This window comes from Streptomyces sp. NPDC017979 (genome assembly GCF_044328175.1).
GTDB lineage: Bacteria > Actinomycetota > Actinomycetes > Streptomycetales > Streptomycetaceae > Streptomyces.
The window spans coordinates 41,378-60,490 of sequence record NZ_JBIRGU010000015.1 but is presented as its reverse complement, the minus strand read 5'-3'; the positions used below and the strand labels follow the sequence as shown (position 1 = coordinate 60,490).

The 19,113-nt window shown below is 73.5% G+C and carries 18 protein-coding genes; 11 read left to right on the top strand and 7 right to left on the bottom strand.

Annotated features, from left to right (window positions below; genetic code table 11):
• The first annotated feature begins 117 nt into the window (after positions 1-117).
• Positions 118-1,251: a winged helix DNA-binding domain-containing protein gene (locus ACH4E8_RS29900; protein ID WP_398454072.1), complete on the top strand. Its 1,134-nt coding sequence runs from the start codon at positions 118-120 to the stop codon at positions 1,249-1,251.
• Between the two features lie 105 nt (positions 1,252-1,356).
• Here the strand turns inward: ACH4E8_RS29900 and lysA are convergent, their stop codons facing one another.
• The 4 genes from lysA to ACH4E8_RS29880 form a co-directional block, all read right to left on the bottom strand.
• Entirely contained in the window at positions 1,357-2,700 is a 1,344-nt protein-coding gene (lysA, locus tag ACH4E8_RS29895) for a diaminopimelate decarboxylase (protein ID WP_398454069.1), read from the bottom strand.
• Positions 2,701-2,765: 65 nt separating this feature from the next.
• Complete coding sequence (locus tag ACH4E8_RS29890) at positions 2,766-3,206, bottom strand: SAV_915 family protein (RefSeq protein ID WP_398454066.1); 441 nt, start codon at positions 3,204-3,206, stop codon at positions 2,766-2,768.
• A 171-nt stretch (positions 3,207-3,377) separates the two neighbouring features.
• Positions 3,378-4,070, bottom strand: a complete 693-nt coding sequence (locus tag ACH4E8_RS29885; RefSeq protein ID WP_398454064.1) for a LysE family translocator — start codon at positions 4,068-4,070, stop codon at positions 3,378-3,380.
• Between the two features lie 162 nt (positions 4,071-4,232).
• On the bottom strand, positions 4,233-5,057 hold the full coding sequence (locus ACH4E8_RS29880; protein WP_398454061.1) for a response regulator transcription factor: 825 nt from the start codon (positions 5,055-5,057) through the stop codon (positions 4,233-4,235).
• Positions 5,058-5,170: 113 nt separating this feature from the next.
• Here ACH4E8_RS29880 and ACH4E8_RS29875 point away from each other — a divergent pair, with 113 nt between their 5' ends.
• The gene (locus ACH4E8_RS29875; protein ID WP_398454058.1) at positions 5,171-6,853 is read left to right on the top strand and encodes an AMP-binding protein; all 1,683 of its coding nucleotides are present in this window, start codon (positions 5,171-5,173) and stop codon (positions 6,851-6,853) included.
• Positions 6,850-8,502, top strand: a complete 1,653-nt coding sequence (locus tag ACH4E8_RS29870) for an AMP-binding protein (protein WP_398454055.1) — start codon at positions 6,850-6,852, stop codon at positions 8,500-8,502. The genes ACH4E8_RS29875 and ACH4E8_RS29870 overlap by 4 nt, the downstream gene beginning before the upstream one ends.
• 6 nt (positions 8,503-8,508) lie before the next feature.
• On the opposite strand, the gene ACH4E8_RS29865 is transcribed toward ACH4E8_RS29870, so the two are convergent.
• Positions 8,509-9,357, bottom strand: coding sequence for a hypothetical protein (locus ACH4E8_RS29865; protein ID WP_398454052.1), 849 nt, complete (start codon positions 9,355-9,357; stop codon positions 8,509-8,511).
• 372 nt (positions 9,358-9,729) lie between these two features.
• On the opposite strand from ACH4E8_RS29865, the gene ACH4E8_RS29860 reads away from it, so the two are divergent.
• The 7 genes from ACH4E8_RS29860 to ACH4E8_RS29830 all read left to right on the top strand — a co-directional run bounded on the left by ACH4E8_RS29860 (position 9,730) and on the right by ACH4E8_RS29830 (position 15,571).
• On the top strand, positions 9,730-9,981 hold the full coding sequence (locus ACH4E8_RS29860; RefSeq protein WP_398454049.1) for a hypothetical protein: 252 nt from the start codon (positions 9,730-9,732) through the stop codon (positions 9,979-9,981).
• A 62-nt stretch (positions 9,982-10,043) separates the two neighbouring features.
• On the top strand, positions 10,044-10,364 hold the full coding sequence (locus ACH4E8_RS29855; RefSeq protein ID WP_398454387.1) for a helix-turn-helix domain-containing protein: 321 nt from the start codon (positions 10,044-10,046) through the stop codon (positions 10,362-10,364).
• Positions 10,365-10,596: 232 nt separating this feature from the next.
• Positions 10,597-11,070 (top strand): 2-oxo-4-hydroxy-4-carboxy-5-ureidoimidazoline decarboxylase, encoded by a 474-nt coding sequence (gene uraD / locus ACH4E8_RS29850; RefSeq protein WP_398454384.1) that lies wholly within the window; start codon positions 10,597-10,599, stop codon positions 11,068-11,070.
• A 58-nt stretch (positions 11,071-11,128) separates the two neighbouring features.
• Positions 11,129-11,491, top strand: a complete 363-nt coding sequence (uraH, locus tag ACH4E8_RS29845; protein ID WP_398454046.1) for a hydroxyisourate hydrolase — start codon at positions 11,129-11,131, stop codon at positions 11,489-11,491.
• A gap of 6 nt (positions 11,492-11,497) precedes the next feature.
• The gene (gene pucL, locus ACH4E8_RS29840; RefSeq protein ID WP_398454043.1) at positions 11,498-12,421 is read left to right on the top strand and encodes a factor-independent urate hydroxylase; all 924 of its coding nucleotides are present in this window, start codon (positions 11,498-11,500) and stop codon (positions 12,419-12,421) included.
• 95 nt (positions 12,422-12,516) lie between these two features.
• The gene (locus ACH4E8_RS29835) at positions 12,517-13,890 is read left to right on the top strand and encodes an 8-oxoguanine deaminase (protein WP_398454040.1); all 1,374 of its coding nucleotides are present in this window, start codon (positions 12,517-12,519) and stop codon (positions 13,888-13,890) included.
• 283 nt (positions 13,891-14,173) lie between these two features.
• A complete protein-coding gene (locus ACH4E8_RS29830) occupies positions 14,174-15,571 on the top strand; it encodes a nucleobase:cation symporter-2 family protein (protein WP_398454382.1) in 1,398 nt (465 codons plus the stop codon).
• 40 nt (positions 15,572-15,611) lie between these two features.
• On the opposite strand, the gene ACH4E8_RS29825 is transcribed toward ACH4E8_RS29830, so the two are convergent.
• Entirely contained in the window at positions 15,612-16,226 is a 615-nt protein-coding gene (locus tag ACH4E8_RS29825; protein ID WP_398454037.1) for a class I SAM-dependent methyltransferase, read from the bottom strand.
• Between the two features lie 86 nt (positions 16,227-16,312).
• On the opposite strand from ACH4E8_RS29825, the gene ACH4E8_RS29820 reads away from it, so the two are divergent.
• Positions 16,313-18,463: a HEAT repeat domain-containing protein gene (locus tag ACH4E8_RS29820; RefSeq protein WP_398454035.1), complete on the top strand. Its 2,151-nt coding sequence runs from the start codon at positions 16,313-16,315 to the stop codon at positions 18,461-18,463.
• On the opposite strand, the gene ACH4E8_RS29815 is transcribed toward ACH4E8_RS29820, so the two are convergent.
• The gene (locus ACH4E8_RS29815) at positions 18,432-19,022 is read right to left on the bottom strand and encodes a TIGR03086 family metal-binding protein (protein ID WP_398454380.1); all 591 of its coding nucleotides are present in this window, start codon (positions 19,020-19,022) and stop codon (positions 18,432-18,434) included. The two genes, ACH4E8_RS29820 and ACH4E8_RS29815, sit on opposite strands and share 32 nt — an antisense overlap.
• Positions 19,023-19,113 lie beyond the last annotated feature (91 nt).

The window sequence follows — 19,113 nt, the reverse complement described above, 5'->3', positions numbered from 1 at the left end:
GGTGACGGTGGCGCGTCGCGGACCCGCAGCCCCGGGCCGAGCGGTCGGCGACCGCGCTCCACACCGCCGCGGCCATCGCGGACCGTTGCTGTCCGCAAGGCTCGCTAGCGTGGGCGCATGGCCACCACGACGACGCCCCCCGTCCTCACCGACCGCGCCCTGAACCGGGCCACGCTCGCCCGTCAGCTGCTGCTGCGGCGCGCGCCCCGGTCCGAGGTCTCCGTGGCGGGAGCCGTACGCCATCTGGTCGGCCTTCAGGCGCAGAACGTGAAGCCGCCGTACGTCGCCGTCGCCGCCCGCCTCGCGGACTTCGACCCCGAGGAGCTGTCGTCGCTGATGTCCGAGCGCGCGGTCGCCCGCATGGTCACCATGCGCTCCACCATCCACGCGCACACCGCCGACGACTGCCTCGCGCTGCGCCCCGTCTTCCAGGCCGGCGGCCCCGACCGGGAGTTGCGGACGTTCCAGGCGCGGGGCGGCCTCGACGGCGTCGACGTCGAGCGGCTGGCGACGATCGCCCGCGAACTGGTCGAGGAGGAGCCGCGGACGATGAAGGAGTTGCGGGAGGCCCTGCTCGTCCACTGGCCGCACGCCGACCCCGCGTCGCTCGCCGTCGCCGCCCGCTGCACCCTGCCGCTGGTGCAGGTCACCCCGCGTGGGCTGTGGGGCCGCAGCGGACAGGTCCGGCTCACCACCGTCGAGCGGTGGTTCGGCCGCCCGGTCGGCCCCGCGGCGAGCGCCGAAGACGCCGTGCTGCGCTATCTGGCCGCCTTCGGGCCCGCGTCCGTCAAGGACATGCAGACGTGGTCCGGGCTGACCCGGATGCGCGACGCCTTCGTACGGCTGCGGCCCCGGCTCCTCGTCTTCCGCGACGAACGCGGCACCGAGCTGTTCGACCTCCCAGACGCCCCGCGCCCCGCCGCGGACGTCCCGGCGCCGCCCCGCTTCCTGCCCGAGTACGACAACCTGCTGCTGTCCCACGCCGACCGGCGGCGCGTCGTGCTCGACCCGGCGCACGCGGCGAGGACGTGGCAGGGCAACCAGTCCTTCCCCGTCTTCCTCCTCGACGGCTTCCTCGCGGGGACCTGGCGGCTGACGGAGGAGAAGGCGGCGGCGACCCTCACCGTGCGCCCGTTCGGCCCGCCCACCGCGGCGCAGCGCACCGAGTTGGCCGCCGAGGCGGAGCGCACGCTCACGACCCTGGCCCCGGCCGCCGCTTCGCACGACGTCCGCTTCGACGACGCCTTCTGACGCACCGGGAGCGCCGGCCGTGCCCGCTAAGACGCCCGGCGCGCACCTTCGACGCGTTCCTCGCCGACCGCGCCTCGCGCGCGGTGTGACCCGCTGCGCGACGGGTCACAGCCCGACGTCGCGTGCCCGGTGGTCGTCGAAGCCCTCCCGGCGCACCAACAGCCGCGACCGCGCCCCGGCCACGGCGACCACCGGAGGGCGGCCCGTCATGTCGTACCCCGACGCCATGGACACGTGGTAGGCACCCGACGCCGGGACCGCCAGGACGTCGCCCGGGCGGACGTCCTCCGGCAGTTCGACGCCCTCCGCGAGCACGTCGCCCGCCTCGCAGTGCCGGCCCACCACCGTGGTCGCGCGCATCGGCGCGGCGGGCGCGCGGCCGATCATCCGCACCGAGTACCGCGCCCCGTACAGCGCGGGCCGCGGGTTGTCGCCCACCCCGCCGTCGACGGCGACGAAGGCGCGCCCGGTCGCGGAGCGCCGCACCGCCAGGACGCGGTAGAGCGCCACCCCGGCCGGGCCCACCACGGAGCGCCCCGGCTCCACCGTCAGCCGCGGCAGCGGCAGGTCGAACTCCGCGCAGCAGCGCACCAGCGCGTCCTGGACGCGTCGGCCGTACGCGGCGGGGCTCGGCGCCGGATCGCCCGGCAGGTACGCCACCGCGAACCCGCCGCCGAGGTCCACCTCCGGCAGGGTCACGCCGAAGCGGTCGCGCACCCGGGCCAGGAACGCCACGGCGCGGCGCACGCCCCGCACGTACGGCTCCGGGGTGGCGATCTGCGTCCCCAAGGAGATCTGCACGCCCACCAGTTGCAACCGCGGCTGGCCCATGATCCGGGCCACGGCGTCCTCGGCGTCGCCCGTCGCGACCGACAACCCGAACGGCAGTTCCGCACCGCCGCCGACCGCGGACCGTTCGCCCGCGGCGACGCCGGGGGAGATCCGCACCATCACCTGCTGCGCCTCCGGGCCCGGGACGCGGGAGGCGAGCCGGGCGATCTCGCACTGCGACTCGATCACCACGCGGCCCACCCCCAGCCGTAGCGCGGTCGCCAGGTCCTGCGGGGACTTGGCGTCGCCGTGCAGCACGACCCGGTCCGCGGGGAAGCCGCGGGACGCCGCCAACTCCAACTCGGCCGCCGAGCACACCCCGAGGCCCAGGCCCTCGTCCGCGATCCAGTCCACCACCGCCCGGCACAGGAACGCCTTCGCCGCGTACACCACGTCGGCGTCCGGCAGCGCCCGCCGCCACGCCCGGGCCCGGGCCCGGACCTCGTCCTCGTCGAGCACGTAGACCGGGGTGCCGTACCGCTCGGCCAACTCCATCAACGGCACCCCGGCCACCGCCACGTCCCCGTCGGGCGCGAGGACGGCGGACGCCGGCCACACCGGGGGCGCGGCGAGAGCGGGGATCGACACCGGGACCGGAACAGCGGGTACCGCCGTCATGCGTACACCTCCACGGGGAGACGGAAGACGGAAGGGGGAAGGGGAAGGCGATGGGGGAGGGGGCTTCAGTCGATGAAGGCGTGCACCGCAGTCACCGCCGACCAGACCGCGGCCGCGGCACCGGTCAACCTGAGCACGCCCACGGCGTCCGGATCCCAGCCGCGGCGCGCGCACGGCTGCGCCACGGCGGCCGGGGCCCGAGGCACGGCCGGCGCCGGTGCGGTGAGCTGCGGGTCGACCGTCAGCACGGTCACCCCGAGGGGTGCGGCGAGGGTGCGCAGCGCCGGTTCCGCGAGCCTGATCCAGCGCGCGTCCGCCCCGAGGGCGTCCGTCAACCGCCGGAGGCTGGTGAAGGCGACCGCGGTGCGCACCCCGCGCGGGGTGCGCATGAAGCGCAGGTGGTGCCCACCGGCAGAGCCGAGCCGAACCGGCACGTACAGCGGCCCCGCCGGGCCGTGTTCGTGGGGGTCGGCGGCGTCGGAGTCCTCAAGGGTGAGGGTGCTCATCGTCTGGTCCTCCAGGGAAGTGGCGTAAGGCTTCTTCGAAGCTATGCCCGAGGAGGGAAGGAACGGACGTTCCATGACGCAGCGCTGATCTTCCGGGCCCCGTCCTTGACGCCGCCTTGGCGCGCGGACGCCCCGGCGCTCACTCTCCGTGCGCAACCGCCCGGGCTGAGCTCAGTCCGCACGGCCCGTCGTCGCGACGGTGAACCCGAGGCCGATCATCGCCACGCCGCCCGCGCCGCCCACCATCGACAGCCGGCGCTCCGAGCGGGCGAACCAGCCGCGGGCCGCTGCCGCGCCCAGCCCCCAGAGCGTGTCCGTGACCATCCCGATGCCGATCGGGACCAGCCCGAGCAGCAGCATCTGCCAGGGGACGTTCCCCGCGGAGTGGTCGACGAACTGCGGCAGCACGGCCGCGAAGAAGACGATGCCCTTCGGGTTGGTGGCCCCGACGACGACGCCCTCCACGACCGTCCGCACGTCGCCGCGCCGCGTCTGCGCCCCCGCCGATTCCTGTGCGCCGGGTGCGCCGGGTGCGCCGGGTGCGCCCGGCGCGTCCATCGCGGACACCTTCAGGTCCTTGCGGTGCCGGAACGCCTGCACGCCCAGGTAGACCAGATAGGCGGCGCCCGCCAGCTTCACCGCGGTGAACGCGGTGGCGGACCGCTCGATCAGCGAGCCCACGCCGAACGCGACCGCGACGACCAGCAGATACGAGCCGAGGATGTTGCCGGCCACGGTGGCCAGCGCGGTGCGTCGGCCGTGCGCGAGGGCCCGGCCGATGACGAAGAGCACGGACGGGCCGGGGATCGCGATGACGAGGAGGGACATGGCGGTGAATGCGAGGACCTTGTCGAGGGACACCATCGGCCCATTACAGCGGCGGCAGCGCTTGGCCGGCGACGTTCTCGCCGTTTTCCTGCGGGAGCGTCGGTCTCCACCGGCCCGGGGGAGACCGACGCTCCCGCAGGAAAACGGCGGCTCCGTCCGGACGCACAGGGAGGCGCACGGGACCTGTCGGGCGTGAACCTACGGCAGCACGCCCGCCCGGCGCGCCGCGACCACCGCCTCCAGCCGGGTGTGCGCCCCCAGCTTCCGCATGGCGTCGCGCAAGTAACCTTTCACCGTCTCCGGCCGCAGCCCGAGCCGTTGGGCCGTCGACGCGTTCGTCGCGCCCGACGCCACGCACGCCAGCACGTCCACCTCGCGCGGGGTCAGCGCCACGGCCGGCTGATCGGCCTGCACGCCGGCCGCCGAAAGCCTCGTGCACACCGAGAGGATCGTCTCGCGCAGCGCCGGGTCCCCGATGAGCGGGGCGAGCGCGCGCAGTTCGCCGTGCGCCTCGCGCACCTTCTCCCACGAGACGGAGTCCACGTCCGGCTCCCGCACCTTCGTCAGCAACTGTCGCACCTCGTCCCGGACCACCAACGCCTGCTCCACGTCGCGCGCCGCGGCCACCGCCGCGTCGAAGATCCGGTCACCGAGCGGGACCGGCTGCCGCATCGCGCCGTACAGCACCCCGCGCACCCGCCGGCGCACGACGACGGGCACCGCCAGCACCGAGCAGAGCCCCTCCGCCGTCACGGCCGCGTCGTACTCGTGGCTGATGTGGCGCGCCTTGCGGTAGTCCGTCACGCCGCAGGGCCGGGAGAGCGCGATGGACTTCCCGCCCAAGCCGTTGCCAGCCGAGATGCCGAGGCCCTGGAGGGCGCTCGTACGCGCCCCGCTGACCTGCGCGATGCGCAATCGATGGGGGTCGTGCAGCAATCCGCCGAACACCACGGACACTCCGGTGTTCCTGCGCAGCCGCACCAGCGCCGCCTGCATCTCCGCCACCTCGGCCGAATCGGACATGGCCCTGCTTTCCTCGTGGCTCGTCCCTGCCCGACCACCCCCGATCGGGGGTGGTGAGACCTACATCACTGATTACACGATGCTACTGAGTGGTGCGGCAAGGAGGAGGTCACATGGTGACAAGCGGCGTGACACAGGAGTTCCGGGAGGCCCGGGACTTCCTGCTGCGGCACCGGGACGACTACCAGAGCGCGTACGACGGCTTCGCCTGGCCGCGTCCCGCGCACTTCAACTGGGCGCTGGACTGGTTCGACCAGATCGCGGCGGGCAACGACCGGCCCGCCCTCCACATCGTCGACGAGGACGGCACCGACACGCTGCTGACCTTTGCCGAACTGTCGCAGCGCTCGAACCGGGTGGCGAACTGGCTGCGTGCGAAGGGCGTGCGCGCCGGCGACCGCATGGTCGTGATGTTGGGAAATCAGTACGAGTTGTGGGAGACGGCGCTCGCGGCGATGAAGTTGCGCGCCGTCGTCATCCCCGCCACGCCACTGCTCGGCCCCGTCGACCTGCGGGACCGCGTCGAGCGGGGTCGGGCTACGCATGTCCTCGTACGCTCCGTGGACGCCCCCAAGTTCGCTGACGTACCCGGCGACTACACCAGGATCGCGGTCGGCGAGCCGGTCGAGGGCTGGCTCCCGTACGGCGCGGCGGACGCCGAGGGCGCGTCGGAGTTCCAACCGGACGGTCCTACCCGTTCGGACGACCCCCTGATGCTCTACTTCACCTCCGGCACCACCGCTCACCCCAAACTCGTGGAGCACACCCACACCTCGTACCCCGTCGGCCATTTGGCGACGATGTACTGGATCGGGCTCAAGCCCGGGGACGTCCATCTGAACATCTCCTCGCCGGGGTGGGCCAAGCACGCCTGGTCGAACCTCTTCGCGCCGTGGAACGCCGAGGCGACCGTCTTCGTCCACAACTACGCCCGCTTCGACGCGGTCCGGCTGATGGCCGAGATGGACCGCGCCGGCGTCACCAGCTTCTGCGCACCGCCCACGGTGTGGCGGATGCTGATCCAAGCCGACCTCGGCCTGTTGCAGAGCCCGCCGCGCGAGGCCGTCGCCGCCGGCGAGCCGCTGAACCCCGAGGTCATCGAGACGGTGCGGCGCGAGTGGGGCGTCACCATCCGCGACGGCTTCGGCCAGACCGAGACCGCGGTCCAGGTCTCCAACAGCCCCGAACAGCTCCTGAAGGCGGGCTCGATGGGCCGCCCCAGCCCGGGGTACGTGGTGGAGCTGCTGGACCCGGTGACGGGCCGCCCCGGTGCGCGGGAGGGCGAGATCGCGCTGGACCTCTCCACCCGTCCGGTGGGCCTGATGGCCGGCTACCACGGCGAGGAGGAGCGCACCGCAGCGGTGATGGCCGGCGGCTACTACCGCACCGGCGACATCGGCACCCGCGACGTCGACGGTTACATCACCTACATCGGCCGCTCCGACGACGTCTTCAAGGCGTCCGACTACAAGATCTCGCCGTTCGAGCTGGAGAGCGCGCTGCTGGAGCACCGGGCCGTCGCCGAAGCCGCCGTCGTCCCCGCCCCGGACCCGGTGCGCCTCGCCGTGCCGAAGGCGTACGTCGTGCTCGCCGACGGCTGGGAGGCCGGCCCGGACACCGCGAAGCTGCTCTTCGACCACTCGCGCTCGGTCCTCTCCCCGTACAAGCGCATCCGGCGCATCGAGTTCGGGGAGCTGCCCAAGACCGTCTCCGGCAAGATCCGCCGGATCGAACTGCGCGAACGCACCGCGAACGGCACCGGCAGCACCGAGTACGACGAGGGGGACCTGCGATGACCACCGCGACGACCGTGACGACGACCGCGACCGCACCCGCCCGCTCCGCCTCCTACGAGCACGGCACCGGCACCCGCGGCCTCCTCGGCGACACCATCGGCGAGAACCTGGCCCGGGTCGTCGCCGCCCACCCCGACCGGGAGGCGCTGGTCGACGCGGAGTCCGGCGCGCGCTGGACGTACGCCGAGTTCGCCGCCGACGTCGAGCGACTGGCGCGCGCCTTCCTCGGCGTCGGCGTCGCCAAGGGCGACCGCGTCGGCATCTGGGCCGTCAACTGCCCCGAGTGGGTCCTGGTGCAGTACGCCACCGCCCGCATAGGCGCCGTCATGGTCAACATCAACCCCGCCTACCGCGCGCACGAGGTGGAGTACGTGCTGCGCAAGTCCGGCACCACCGTGCTGTGCGCCACCGAGCGGCACAAGTCCAGCGACTACCGCGCCATGGTCGAGCAGGTCCGCCCCGCCTGCCCGGAGCTGCGCCGGGTCTGCTACTTCGAACACGGCTCGTGGGACGAGTTGCTGGCCGCCGCCGACGGGGTGCCCGCCGCCGCGGTGGCGGCCCGCGAGCAGGAGCTGTCCTGCGACGACCCCGTCAACATCCAGTACACCTCCGGCACCACCGGCTTCCCCAAGGGCGCCACACTCTCCCACCACAACATCCTGAACAACGGCTACTTCGTGGGGGAGACCATCAACTACACGGAGCGGGACCGGATATGCATACCGGTGCCGTTCTACCACTGCTTCGGGATGGTGATGGGCAATCTCGCCGCCACCTCCCACGGGGCCTGCATGGTCATCCCGGCCCGCTCCTTCGACCCCGAGGCCACCCTGCGCGCCGTCGCCGAGGAGCGCTGCACCTCCCTGTACGGCGTGCCGACGATGTTCATCGCCGAGCTGAACCACCCCCGCTTCGCCTCGTACGACCTCTCCTCGCTGCGCACCGGCATCATGGCCGGCTCGCCCTGTCCGGTGGAGGTGATGCGCCGGGTGGTCACCGAGATGCACATGGCCGAGGTCTCCATCTGCTACGGCATGACCGAGACCTCGCCCGTCTCCACCCAGACCCGCCGCGAGGACGACCTGGAGCTGCGCACCGGCACGGTGGGCCGGGTCCTGCCGCACGTCGAGGTGAAGGTCACCGACCCGGTCAGCGGCGTGACGCTGCCCCGCGGCCAGGCCGGCGAACTGTGCACCCGCGGCTACAGCGTGATGCTGGGGTACTGGGGCGAACCGGAGCGGACGGCCGAAGTCATCGACCCCGGGCGGTGGATGCACACCGGCGACCTCGCGGTGATGCGCTCCGACGGCTGCGTGCAGATCGTGGGCCGGATCAAGGACGTGATCATCAGGGGCGGCGAGAACGTCTACCCGCGGGAGGTCGAGGAGTTCCTCTACGGACACCCCAAGATCGCGGACGTGCAGGTCGTCGGGGTGCCCGACGCGCGGTACGGCGAAGAGATCCTGGCCTGCGTCATACCCCGCGACCCCGCCGACCCGCCCACCCTCGACTCCGTCACCTCCTACTGCCGGGAACGGCTCGCGCACTACAAGATCCCGCGCCGGCTGGAGATCCTGGCCGACTTCCCGATGACGGTCAGCGGCAAGGTCCGCAAGGTGGAACTGCGCGAGCGCTACGCCCCCGGCTGAGCCGGGTCAGCTCGTGTCCGCGGGCGCACCCGCTGCCACCAGGCCCGCCGCCGCTTCGTTCACCGGCTGGGGCGTGCCCGTCAGATCGAGTACGAACAGCGGGATGCCCAGCCGGTCGGCGCGGGCGCGGGCTTCGTCGGTGTACCCCGCGAGGGAGAAGTACACCGTGGTCACGGCGGAGCTGAGGCCGTTCAGCCACAGGCACTCCACCTCGCGCAGCGTCGCCCGCCGGACGGACGGCTCGACCTGTGCGAAGACGCCCGGGCCCCGCAGGTCGACGCCGGACGAGCCCGGGCCGTCGCGGTGGCCGCGGGCGTCCGGCCGGTGGACCACCTGCTGCACCACGTCGCGGAAGCCGAGCCACGTCAGATACAGGGCGGCGGCGTTCACCGCGTCCCGCGCCGTGCGGATGGTCAGCGGACGGAACCCGGGCCGCGGCGTCGCAGCGGTCCGCGGCAGCGGGACGTGCCCGGCCGGCCGGACGGCGGGTGGCGCGTCGGGCGGGACGTCGGACGGCGCATCGGGCGGGGCCGCGGGCCAGTCCGGCGGCGGACCGTCCGGCTCCGGCGCCCGGTCCGGCTCCTCCTCGGCGTCCAGGGCCCGTACCGGCATGCGCAACAACGCGCCGCAGGGGCAACCCAGCTCGGGCTGGGGCCAGTCGTCCACCCGGGCGCACTCCGGACAGCGCACGCTCACCCAGTCCTCCCGCCAGGTCCGCCGCAGCAGCGGGGCGGGCGGTACGGTGCGCGCCAGCGGCGGCGACACGGGCGCGCCGCAGGGGCACGGGAACACGGGCGCCGCGTACCGGTGCTCCCGCAGACAGGACGGACAGCGCACGGTCACCGCGTCGGCCATCGAACTCTCCTGTCACGCTCCGTCGTGTCCAGCCGAGGACATGGTTGCGCACTTCCTCCCTCCGCGGGAGGGCGTGGCGGCGCGTGATGGCGCACGACGCGGTGGCCGTGCCTCGACGGCGTCGGTGACAGCGGTGGCGTGCCGCCGCCCCGGTCCTTCCCAGCAGGCGTGGGGACCGCGGCGCTCCCGAATCGGTCACCTCGTCGTGCACCTGCGGGGCGGGAGGGTTGAGGGGCGCGGGGGACTGCGCGACGAGCCGCAGACGGCCCGCAGGGCCAACGCACCGGTGGGGATGCGGTGGTCGCGTCAATGGGGTCGGGGACTTGGCAAGCCCACGCCCCTCCGCGGCTCGCCCCGCGTTAAGTTGGGCCCGTGCGATTGAGAGTGGAGTTCACGACCGAGCCGTTCGACCTCGACGAGGCGCCGGCGCACGCCGTCGTCGCGCGGGAAGTGATCCAGGCCGCCGACCTGGACGCCGTGGACGTGGGGCCCTTCGGCAACACCGCGGAGGGCCGCGCCGACGCCGTGCTCGCCGCCGTCGACGCGCTGCTGCGCGACTCGCTCGGCGCCGGGGCGACGCGGATCTCGCTCCAGGTCAACGTGGTCGCGGAGGGCGACAGGTGACCGCGCCGCCCGAAGGGGACGCGCATCCGCTCGCCCGCGCCGTCCGGCCGCTGGTGGACGCGATGGGCGCGGAGATCCTCCGCCCCGACCGCGCCGGCCCGGACGATGTCGTCCTCGCCTGGGAGGGGCGGGACGTCCTCGCCGTACGGCTGCCGCAGCTCTCGGATTCGCTGGACCGCATCCTCGCCGCGCTGGAGCGCAGCCACGGCAGACCGCTGGCCGAGTTGGACCGCAGGACGAAGCAGTCGGTGGTGCGGAACCTGGAAGCGCGGGGCGCCTTCTCCGTGCGGCACGGGGTGGAGACCGTCGCCAGCGCCCTCGGCGTCAGCCGCTTCACCGTCTACAACTACCTGAACAGGGAGAACGCCACGAAGGGCGAGTGAGGGCGAGCAAGCCGGCTGCCGATTTTTCAACAAAGTGTTGACGGCGCTGTCGTGCGGGGCGTTAGCTATGCGCAGCCCGTTTCGACGCACCGCGAAAGCAGCCACGGAGGTTCCCGTGACGCCGAGTTCACCGCGCCTTCCGGGAGTACCGGGTGTACGGGGAGATCCCGTCGAGCCGTCCACCGCCCCCGCAGTCCCCTCCACCCCCACCGCCCTCGCCCGCTTCAACGCCCTGCCGGAGCCGACTGCGAGCGCCGAGCTGCGCGAGGTCTGCGCCAGCGCCGCCTGGGGCGCCCGACTCCTCGCCCGCCGGCCGTACGCCACCGCCGAAGCCCTCCTCGCCGCCAGTGACTCGGCCGTCGCCGAGCTGACCGCCGGCGACCTCGCCGAGGCGCTGGCGGGTCACCCCCCGATCGGCCGGCCGAAGGCCGGGGACCGGGTGTCCGCCCGCGAACAGAGCGGGATGTCCGAAGCGTCCGACGCACTCAAGAGGGACGTGCTGGAGCTGAACCTCGCGTACCAGGAGCGGTTTGGGCACGTCTTCCTCATCTGCGCGACCGGTCGGACCGGGGAGCAGATGCGTGACGCGATCCGGGCCCGGCTCGGCAACGCGCCGGAGCAGGAGCGCACGATCGTCCGCACCGAGCTGGGCAAGATCAACCGCATTCGGCTGGCCCGGCTCGTACCGTCCGCACGCCGGGCGTGACCCCGCAGTTCCGGGTCAGCGCAGACCAATGCAGGTCAACGCAGGAGAAGTCACGCGCATGAGCACGCAATCCACCGCGTCGGTGACCACGCACGTCCTCGACACCAGTACCGGCCGCCCCGCCGCCGGCATCCCCGTCCACCTCTCGGCCCGCACCGGGCCCGCGGGCACGTGGACGGCGCTCGGCGGCTCCACGACCGACGCCGACGGGCGCTGCAAGGACCTCCCGACCCCACCGCGGGGCACCACCCACGTACGCCTCGACTTCCGGACCGAGGAGTACCTCCCGACCCGAGGAACCGGCGCCGCCGAAGCGTTCTTCCCCGAGGTGGCGGTCACCTTCGCCGTCGCCGCCGGCGAGCACTTCCACGTACCCCTGCTGCTCAACCCGTTCGGCTACTCCGTATACCGAGGGAGCTAGCGAAGCATGCCCACGATTCTCGGCCAGAACCAGTACGGAAAAGCAGAGAACCGCGTGGTGCGGATCGTCCGGGACGGCGCGACGCACCACATCAAGGACCTCAACGTCTCCGTCTCGCTCAGCGGCGACCTGGACGAAGTCCACTACTCGGGCTCCAACGCCAACGTCCTGCCCACCGACACCACCAAGAACACGGTGTTCGCCTTCGCCAAGGAACACGGCATCGACTCCGCCGAGCAGTTCGGCATCCACCTCGCCCGGCACTTCGTGACCTCGCAGGAGGCGATCCGCCGCGCCCGCATCAGGATCGAAGAGTACGCCTGGGAGCGCATCGACGGCAGCGCCGCCGACGGCTCGCGCCGGACCGCCGCCGACGCCAAGCACTCGTTCGTCCGCAAGGGCCAGGAGACCCGGCTCAGTCAGGTCAGCTACGACGGCGAGCGCTGGCAGGTGATCTCCGGGCTCAAGGACCTCACCGTGCTGAACTCGACGGACTCCGAGTTCTGGGGGTACGTCAAGGACGGGTACACCACCTTGAAGGAGGCGTACGACCGGATACTGGCGACCGACGTCTCCGCCCGCTGGCGCTTCAACTGGACCGACGACGGGCAGCCCGCACCGTTCTGGGAGGAGTCCTACGAACAGGTGCGCGCCCGAATGCTGCACGCCTTCGCCGCGACGTACTCGCTCTCCCTGCAACAGACCCTGTACCAGATGGGGTCCAGCGTCATCGACGGCCGCAGCGAGATCGACGAGATCCGCTTCTCGCTGCCGAACAACCACCACTTCCTGGTCGACCTCGAACCCTTCGGCCTCAAGAACGACAACGAGGTGTACTTCGCGGCCGACCGGCCCTACGGCCTGATCGAGGCCACGGTCCTCAGGGACGGGGCGCAGCCGCAGATCCCCGTCGACCTCACCAACCTCTGAAGCCGCTGAGGTCTCCGAAGCCTCTGAACCGGCCGGCACCAGCACGAAGGCACCGCACCACGACGCAGCGACCCGCGAAGAATCGAGGAACCGCCATGGCGCCTTCGCGCACCGTCATCGAAAACTGCGCCATCGCAACGGTGGACGCCCACGACACCGAACACGCCTCGGGGCACCTGGTCGTCGCCGGCGACCGGATCGAATCCGTCGGTGCGGGACCGGCGCCCGAAGGACTCGCCGACGTCGTCCGGCGGATCGACGCCACCGGCCACCTCGCCACCCCCGGCCTGGTCAACACCCACCACCACTTCTACCAGTGGCTCACCCGCGGACTCGCCACCGACCACAACCTCTTCGACTGGCTCGTCGCGCTCTACCCCACCTGGGCGCGGATCGACGAACCCATGGTGCGCGCCGCCGCTCAGGGCTCCCTCGCGATGATGGCGCGCGGCGGCGTCACCACCGCGATGGACCACCACTACGTCTACCCCAGCGGCTGCGGCGACCTGACCGGGGCCATCGTGGGCGCGGCCCGGGAGACCGGCGTCCGCTTCACCCTGGCCCGCGGGTCCATGGACCGCGGGCAGTCCGCCGGCGGACTGCCGCCGGACTTCGCCGTGGAGGCGCTGGACGACGCGCTCGCCGCCACCGAAGCGGCCGTCGACGCCCACCACGACGCGTCCTTCGCCGCCATGACGCAGATCGCGGTGGCGCCCTGCTCGCCCTTCTCCGTCTCCACCGAACTGCTGACGCAGGGCGCCGAACTCGCCCGCCGCAAGGGCGTGCGGCTGCACACCCACGGCTCGGAGACGGTGGAGGAGGAGCAGTTCTGCAAGGAGCGCTTCGGCCTCGGCCCCACCGACTACCTCGCCTCCACCGGCTGGCTCGGCGACGACGTGTGGATGGCCCACTGCGTCCACATGAACGACGCGGACATCGCCACCTTCGCCCGCACCGGGACCGGCGTCGCCCACTGCCCCTCCTCCAACGCCCGGCTCGCCGCCGGCATCGCACGCGTCCCCGACCTGCTCGCCGCCGGCGTCCCGGTCGGCCTCGGCGTGGACGGCACCGCGTCCAACGAGTCCGGCGAACTCCACACCGAACTGCGCAACGCCCTGCTCGTCAACCGCCTCGGCGCACACCGCGAGGCCGCCTTGACGGCCCGTCAGGCGCTGCGGCTCGGCACGTACGGCGGGGCCCAAGTGCTCGGCCGACAGACGCAGATCGGGTCCCTGGAGGTCGGCAAGCTCGCCGACCTGGTGCTGTGGCGGATGGACACCCTCGCCCACTCCACCATCGCAGACCCGGTGGCCGCACTGGTCCTCGGCGCACCCGCGCCCGTCACCCTCTCGCTCGTCGGCGGCACCGCGGTCGTCGAGGACGGGCGGCTGACCACCGTCGACGAGGACGCCGTCGCCCGCAGCGCGCGGGTCGAGGCCCGGCGCCTCGCCGCGGCCGCTCGCCCCTGACACGGCCTGCGCCCGACCGCTCCGGGACCGCAGCCGCTGCCGTCGACAGGGCGCGCGCTCCACCCGTAGGTGCCGCGGGTGAGGTGCGCCCCCTGAGGCAGCCGCGTACGGACCCCTACGAACCCGCCCCGCAAGTCGGACCCTCCTACGGCACCGCACCGCAGCGCCGCACCACCTCCCTGACACCCACGTCTCCGCCGACGTGCAACCGACCGGAGGAACCGCCGTGGCCGCCGATCCCACGTCGCACAGCGACAGCAGTGACACCGACGACCCTTCAGAGTTGCCGACCCGCACCGTCGGTGCTTCGGGCAAGCACCCCGTCGACCAGACGCTCCCGCCCGTCAAGCTCCTCACCAGCGGACTCCAGCACGTCGCCGCGATGTACGCGGGCGTGGTCGCCCCGCCGATGATCGTGGGGCCCGCCGTCGGCCTCAGCGCCCAGGACACCGCCTTCCTCATGGGCGCGAGCCTGTTCACCGCGGGCATCGCCACCCTCCTCCAGACCCTCGGCATCTGGAAGATCGGCGCCCGACTGCCGTTCGTCAACGGCGTCTCCTTCGCCGGGGTCACCCCCATGATCGCCATCGGCAAGGACCGCGGCAGCGAGGGCATCGCCGTCATCTTCGGCGCGATCGTCGTCGCCGGCCTCGTCGGCTTCCTGCTCACCCCGTACTTCTGCAGGCTGGTGCGTTTCTTCCCGCCCGTCGTCACCGGCACCGTGATCACCCTGATAGGGCTCTCCCTGCTGCCCGTCGCCTTCCGCTGGGCCCAGGGCGGCGACGTCGCGGCCGACGACTACGGCTCGATGCGCAACGTCGGCCTGGCCGCACTGACGCTCGGCGTCGTGCTGGCGCTGCGCAAACTGCTGCGCGGCTTCCTGCAACAGATCGCCGTCCTGCTCGGCCTGGTCGTCGGCACCCTCGTCGCCGTCCCCCTCGGCATGACCGACTTCGGCGCCATCCAGGACGCGGACGTCGTCGGCTTCCCCGCGCCGTTCCACTTCGGCGCGCCCCAGTTCGAGATCGCCGCGATCATCTCCATGTGCATCGTGATGCTGGTCTGCATGACCGAGTCCACGGCCGACATGCTCGCCCTCGGCAAGATCGTGGACAAGCCGGCCGACGAGCGCACCATCGAGGGCGGGCTGCGCGCCGACACCCTGGGCAGCGCCCTGAGCCCCCTCTTCAACGGCTTCATGGCCAGTGCCTTCGCCCAGAACGTCGGACTGGTGGCGATGACGAAGGTCCGCAGCCGCTTCGTGGTCGCCGCCGCCGGCGGCATCCTCGTCCTGCTCGGCCTCTTCCCCGTCGCCGCGTCCGTGATCGCCCTCGTGCCGTTGCCGGTGCTCGGCGGCGCGGGCGTCGTGCTGTTCGGCACGGTCGCCGCCAGCGGCATCCAGACCCTGGCCGCCGCGGCGCTGGAGAAGGGCGAGAACGCGCTGATCGTGGCCGCGGCGGTGGGCATCGGCACGATCCCCATCGCCGCGCCCGACTTCTACCGCGCCTTCCCCGACGACCTGTTGGTCGTGTTGGACTCCGGCATCTCGACCGGCTGCGTCGTGGCGATCGTGCTCAACCTCGCCTTCAACCACTGGGGGCGTCGGCCCGTCGCGCCGGAGCCCCCGGCGGGCGAACAGGCGCCGACCGCGCCCGTTCCCCGTCCGGCGCCGACCGCCTGACGAAGCCCGCGCCCGTGCCCACCCGGGTGCCCAACGGCCGTCACACCGGCTTCGTCCAGGTCAGCGAGTAGCGGCGGAGCAGGTGTCGGCGGTAGCGCACCCCGGGCAGCAGCCGGCGGGCCTCCGCCCGCACCTGCCCGTAGCCCAACTGCGCATCGGTCGCCGGCATCCCCTCCGGGTCGCAGGCGCGACGCACCAGCTTGGTGACCCTGACGACGGGCGCGGCGGCGAGGAACGCGGCCCACTCCGTCGGATTCGTCTCCCGGGCCAGGCCGACCACCACCAACGTGCCACCCGGCCGGAGGAGTTCGCGCAGGCGCACCAGCGCCGCGGTGAAGTCCATGTGGTGGACCGCGGACACCGAGCAGACGAAGTCGTATCCGCCGACGGGCAGGTCCGCGGTGAGGACGTCCCCGGCGAGGAACGTCAGGTCCGTGCGGTCCGACCAGAGCCCGCGGGCGCGGTCGACCATGGCCGGTGCCGCGTCGATCCCGGTGACCCGCCTGGACCGCGCGGTCAGCTTCCGCGCCAGCAGTCCGTCCCCGCAGCCGACGTCCAGCGCCTGCGCACAGCCGGGCGGGACCGCGCGGAGGATGCCCGGATGGCGGGCGACGTTGGTGTTCCAGTACGGCTTCAACTCGTCGCGCTGAGGCATCGGGCCATCTTAGGAGGGCCGTTCGGACCGTTCGGCGGGGACGGTCCGCGGGGGTCGGTGTCAGACCCTCGTGGCATGCTCCGGGTATGGATCTTGACGGGGTTTTCGCGGAGCTGGACGGCGTGTGCTGGGGGGATCTGGAGCACGCCTACGGGGAAGCGGACGACGTGCCCGCGATGCTGCGCGGCCTCGTGGGGGACGAGGGCGAGGCGTCCGAGGCGCTCGGGGAGCTCTGGGGGAGCATCGTCCATCAGGGGACGGTGTACGAGGCGACCGCGGCCGCGGTGCCGTTCCTCGCGCGGCTCGCCGCGGGCGGGGTGCGCACCGCCGATCTGCTCGTGCTGCTCGGGGGCATAGCCGAGAGCACCGACGAGTACGGCGTGCCGCAGCCCGGGGCGTGCCGGGGCGCCGTGGCGGCGCAGTTGCCGCTGGTGCTGCCGCTGTGCGAGGCGGTCGACGAGGAGGTGCGCCGGGCCGCGGTGTGGGCCGCGGGGCGGACGCGGGACGCCGCGGCGCTGGCGGTGCTGCGCGAGCGGTGGGCGCTGGAGAAGGAGGCGGGGGTGCGGGCCGAAGTGCTGGCGGCCCTGGCGCACGTGGACCCGGCCGGCTCGACGGCGCTGGCGCGCGGTGCGCTGGCGGTGGACGTGCCGGGCGAGGTGCGGCTGGCGGCCGTGATGGCGTGCGTGGACGCGGGGCTGCCGTGGGAAGCGGCGCACCAGGACACCCTGCTGTCGCTGCTGCCCGCCGATCCGCTGGTCTCCGGCCGCTTCGACGAGGGCCGCAGCGAGCCGCTCCACTACGTCGTCGACGCGCTCCTGCTGCGGGACTCGCCCGCCGACCGGGAGGCCGCGTACGGGCTGGTGGAGGCGGCGCTCGCGCTGTCCGACGCCGAGGCGCGGGCGGAGGCGCTGTGGGCCGCCGAGCACGCGTGCCTGATCTCCCGCGGCGCGCCCCCGCGGCTCGCCCCGGTGGTGGTCCCCCTGCTCACGGACCCCGCCTTCCCGCACACCGCTTCCGTGCTGCCCGTCCTGGAGAAGATGGGCGACCACGCCGCAGCGGGCGCGCCCGCGCTGGGCGTGCTGGCCGACGGCGGCGGCGAGTTGGCGGACCGGGCGCTGGAGATCCTGGCCCGGCTCGCGCCCGAGCAGGCCGCCCGGCTCCTCGCGCGGGACCTGGGCGGCAGGTCCGGGGCGGTCGGCGCCATCGCCCAGGGCGTCCCCCTGCCGTACGCCCCCGAGTTGCTGAACGCGATCCGGATCGAGCTGACCGCGACCGCGGAGACGCTGGGAGCGTCCGGCGAGGCCCGGGCCGAGGAGCTGCGGCGGCGCAGGCTCACCGGGCTGCTGACGGCCTGGGGCCCGCAGGCGTCCGCTGCCCTGCCCGAGTTGACGGTCCTCTTCCGCCGGGCGCCGGCGCAGTTCGCCGGGGCGCTCGCCGCCGTCTGCCCGCCCGAGCAGCGGACGGAGACGGCCGAGTTGCTGCGCATCGCCGCCGGCGCCGGCCCGGTGGACGACCGGTACGCGGCCGCCGAGGCGCTGTACGGGCTCACCGGTGAGAGCGCGTTGTTGGTCGCCGCGCTCCGGGACGCGCTGGCCGTCGGCGCGCAGCCGCGCGAGTTGGCCGTCGTCGAGACCGCGGGCCGCCTCGGCGGTGCCGGCGCCGACCTCGTGCCGTACCTCCGGTCCGCCCTGACCCCCGCCGGTACGCACCGCGTCGCGCACGAGTTGGACGTGGACGTCGCGGTGGCGCTCGCCCTGTGGCGGCTGACGGGCCAGCCGCAGGAGCCGCTGACCGTCCTGGGCGGGGTCCTCGCGGAGGCCCGGGACCGGGAGTTCATGGTCGCATCCGTACGCCGCTGCGCCCGGGCGGCAGCCGAACTGGGCGCGGCGGCAAGCCCGTTGGCGCCGGCCCTGACGTCCTGCCTCACCGAGCCGCAGTACGCCCCCGCCGCGGTCCTCGCGCTCGACGCGATGGGTGCCGCGCCCGCGGACGCCGCCGCACTGGTGCTGAGCTGCGTCGAGCGGGGCGTTGATCCGGTGACGGCGCTGGAGGCGCTGGAGGCCCTGGGGTGCGGGGCGCGGACGCCGGAGGACACCGCCCGGCTCGCGGCGCTGGCCGAGCGGGACCTGCGGATATGGGTCACCGGCGTGGAGAGCCGGATCGTCGCCGCCGACGAGCGACTGCGCGAGCGGGCGGCCCGGCTGCTCAGCGGGGCCAGCTCGGGCGGCGGCCGCTGAGGCCGACGACCTGGTCCAGCAGGGGAGCGCCGGTGGGGACCGGGACGATCGGGCCGAAGATGACGCCCCGCATCGGGTCGTCGTCGCCGGTCTCCGCGAGCAGTGCGTACGACACGTGCAGTGCGTCCTCGGGCGGGTTGTACGCCTGCCCGGTGGCGCGCGCGAGGTCCCAGCCGTGGACGACGAGTTCGTTCAGGGCCACCATCCCGGCGACGGGCGCCGGCAGGGTGACGCCCCCGGCCCGGGTCGTGCCCTCCCATGCGGCCGGCTGCGACCACGCGTCGGCGATCTCGTCGAGCCGGCGCGGCAGCAGGGCCCGCCAATCGGGGTCGAGGACGGGCCGGGCGCTGTTCGGGTCGGTGTCCGTGGTCGGGCCGAGGTCCTTGCGGGCGCAGTCCCGGAAGGCGGCGGTCAGCATGACCAGGTGCCCCAGCAGTTCGCGCACCGAGTAGTCGGGGCAGGGGGTGGGTGCCCCCAACTGGTCGTCCGCCACGGCGGGGAGCAGCCGGGCGACGGCCCCGGCGACGGGGCGGAAGTCGGGCGGGGGCGCGCCGTTCATGTCGTTCACTCCCTGAGGGTCTTGCTCGTGGTCCATGGAGGGGGGACCGCCGTCGCGGCGGAAACTCATCGATCGCCGCGGGGCGATGGGG

Excerpts from the sequence above, each read along its gene's own strand:
- ACH4E8_RS29900 (WP_398454072.1), top strand. The coding sequence starts at position 118 with ATGGCCACCACGACGACGCCCCCCGTCCTCACCGACCGCGCCCTGAAC.
- lysA (WP_398454069.1), bottom strand. The coding sequence starts at position 2,700 with ATGACGGCGGTACCCGCTGTTCCGGTCCCGGTGTCGATCCCCGCTCTC.
- ACH4E8_RS29890 (WP_398454066.1), bottom strand. The coding sequence starts at position 3,206 with ATGAGCACCCTCACCCTTGAGGACTCCGACGCCGCCGACCCCCACGAA.
- ACH4E8_RS29885 (WP_398454064.1), bottom strand. The coding sequence starts at position 4,070 with ATGGTGTCCCTCGACAAGGTCCTCGCATTCACCGCCATGTCCCTCCTC.
- ACH4E8_RS29880 (WP_398454061.1), bottom strand. The coding sequence starts at position 5,057 with ATGTCCGATTCGGCCGAGGTGGCGGAGATGCAGGCGGCGCTGGTGCGG.
- ACH4E8_RS29875 (WP_398454058.1), top strand. The coding sequence starts at position 5,171 with ATGGTGACAAGCGGCGTGACACAGGAGTTCCGGGAGGCCCGGGACTTC.
- ACH4E8_RS29870 (WP_398454055.1), top strand. The coding sequence starts at position 6,850 with ATGACCACCGCGACGACCGTGACGACGACCGCGACCGCACCCGCCCGC.
- ACH4E8_RS29865 (WP_398454052.1), bottom strand. The coding sequence starts at position 9,357 with ATGGCCGACGCGGTGACCGTGCGCTGTCCGTCCTGTCTGCGGGAGCAC.
- ACH4E8_RS29855 (WP_398454387.1), top strand. The coding sequence starts at position 10,044 with ATGGGCGCGGAGATCCTCCGCCCCGACCGCGCCGGCCCGGACGATGTC.
- uraH (WP_398454046.1), top strand. The coding sequence starts at position 11,129 with ATGAGCACGCAATCCACCGCGTCGGTGACCACGCACGTCCTCGACACC.
- pucL (WP_398454043.1), top strand. The coding sequence starts at position 11,498 with ATGCCCACGATTCTCGGCCAGAACCAGTACGGAAAAGCAGAGAACCGC.
- ACH4E8_RS29835 (WP_398454040.1), top strand. The coding sequence starts at position 12,517 with ATGGCGCCTTCGCGCACCGTCATCGAAAACTGCGCCATCGCAACGGTG.
- ACH4E8_RS29825 (WP_398454037.1), bottom strand. The coding sequence starts at position 16,226 with ATGCCTCAGCGCGACGAGTTGAAGCCGTACTGGAACACCAACGTCGCC.
- ACH4E8_RS29820 (WP_398454035.1), top strand. The coding sequence starts at position 16,313 with ATGGATCTTGACGGGGTTTTCGCGGAGCTGGACGGCGTGTGCTGGGGG.
- ACH4E8_RS29815 (WP_398454380.1), bottom strand. The coding sequence starts at position 19,022 with ATGAACGGCGCGCCCCCGCCCGACTTCCGCCCCGTCGCCGGGGCCGTC.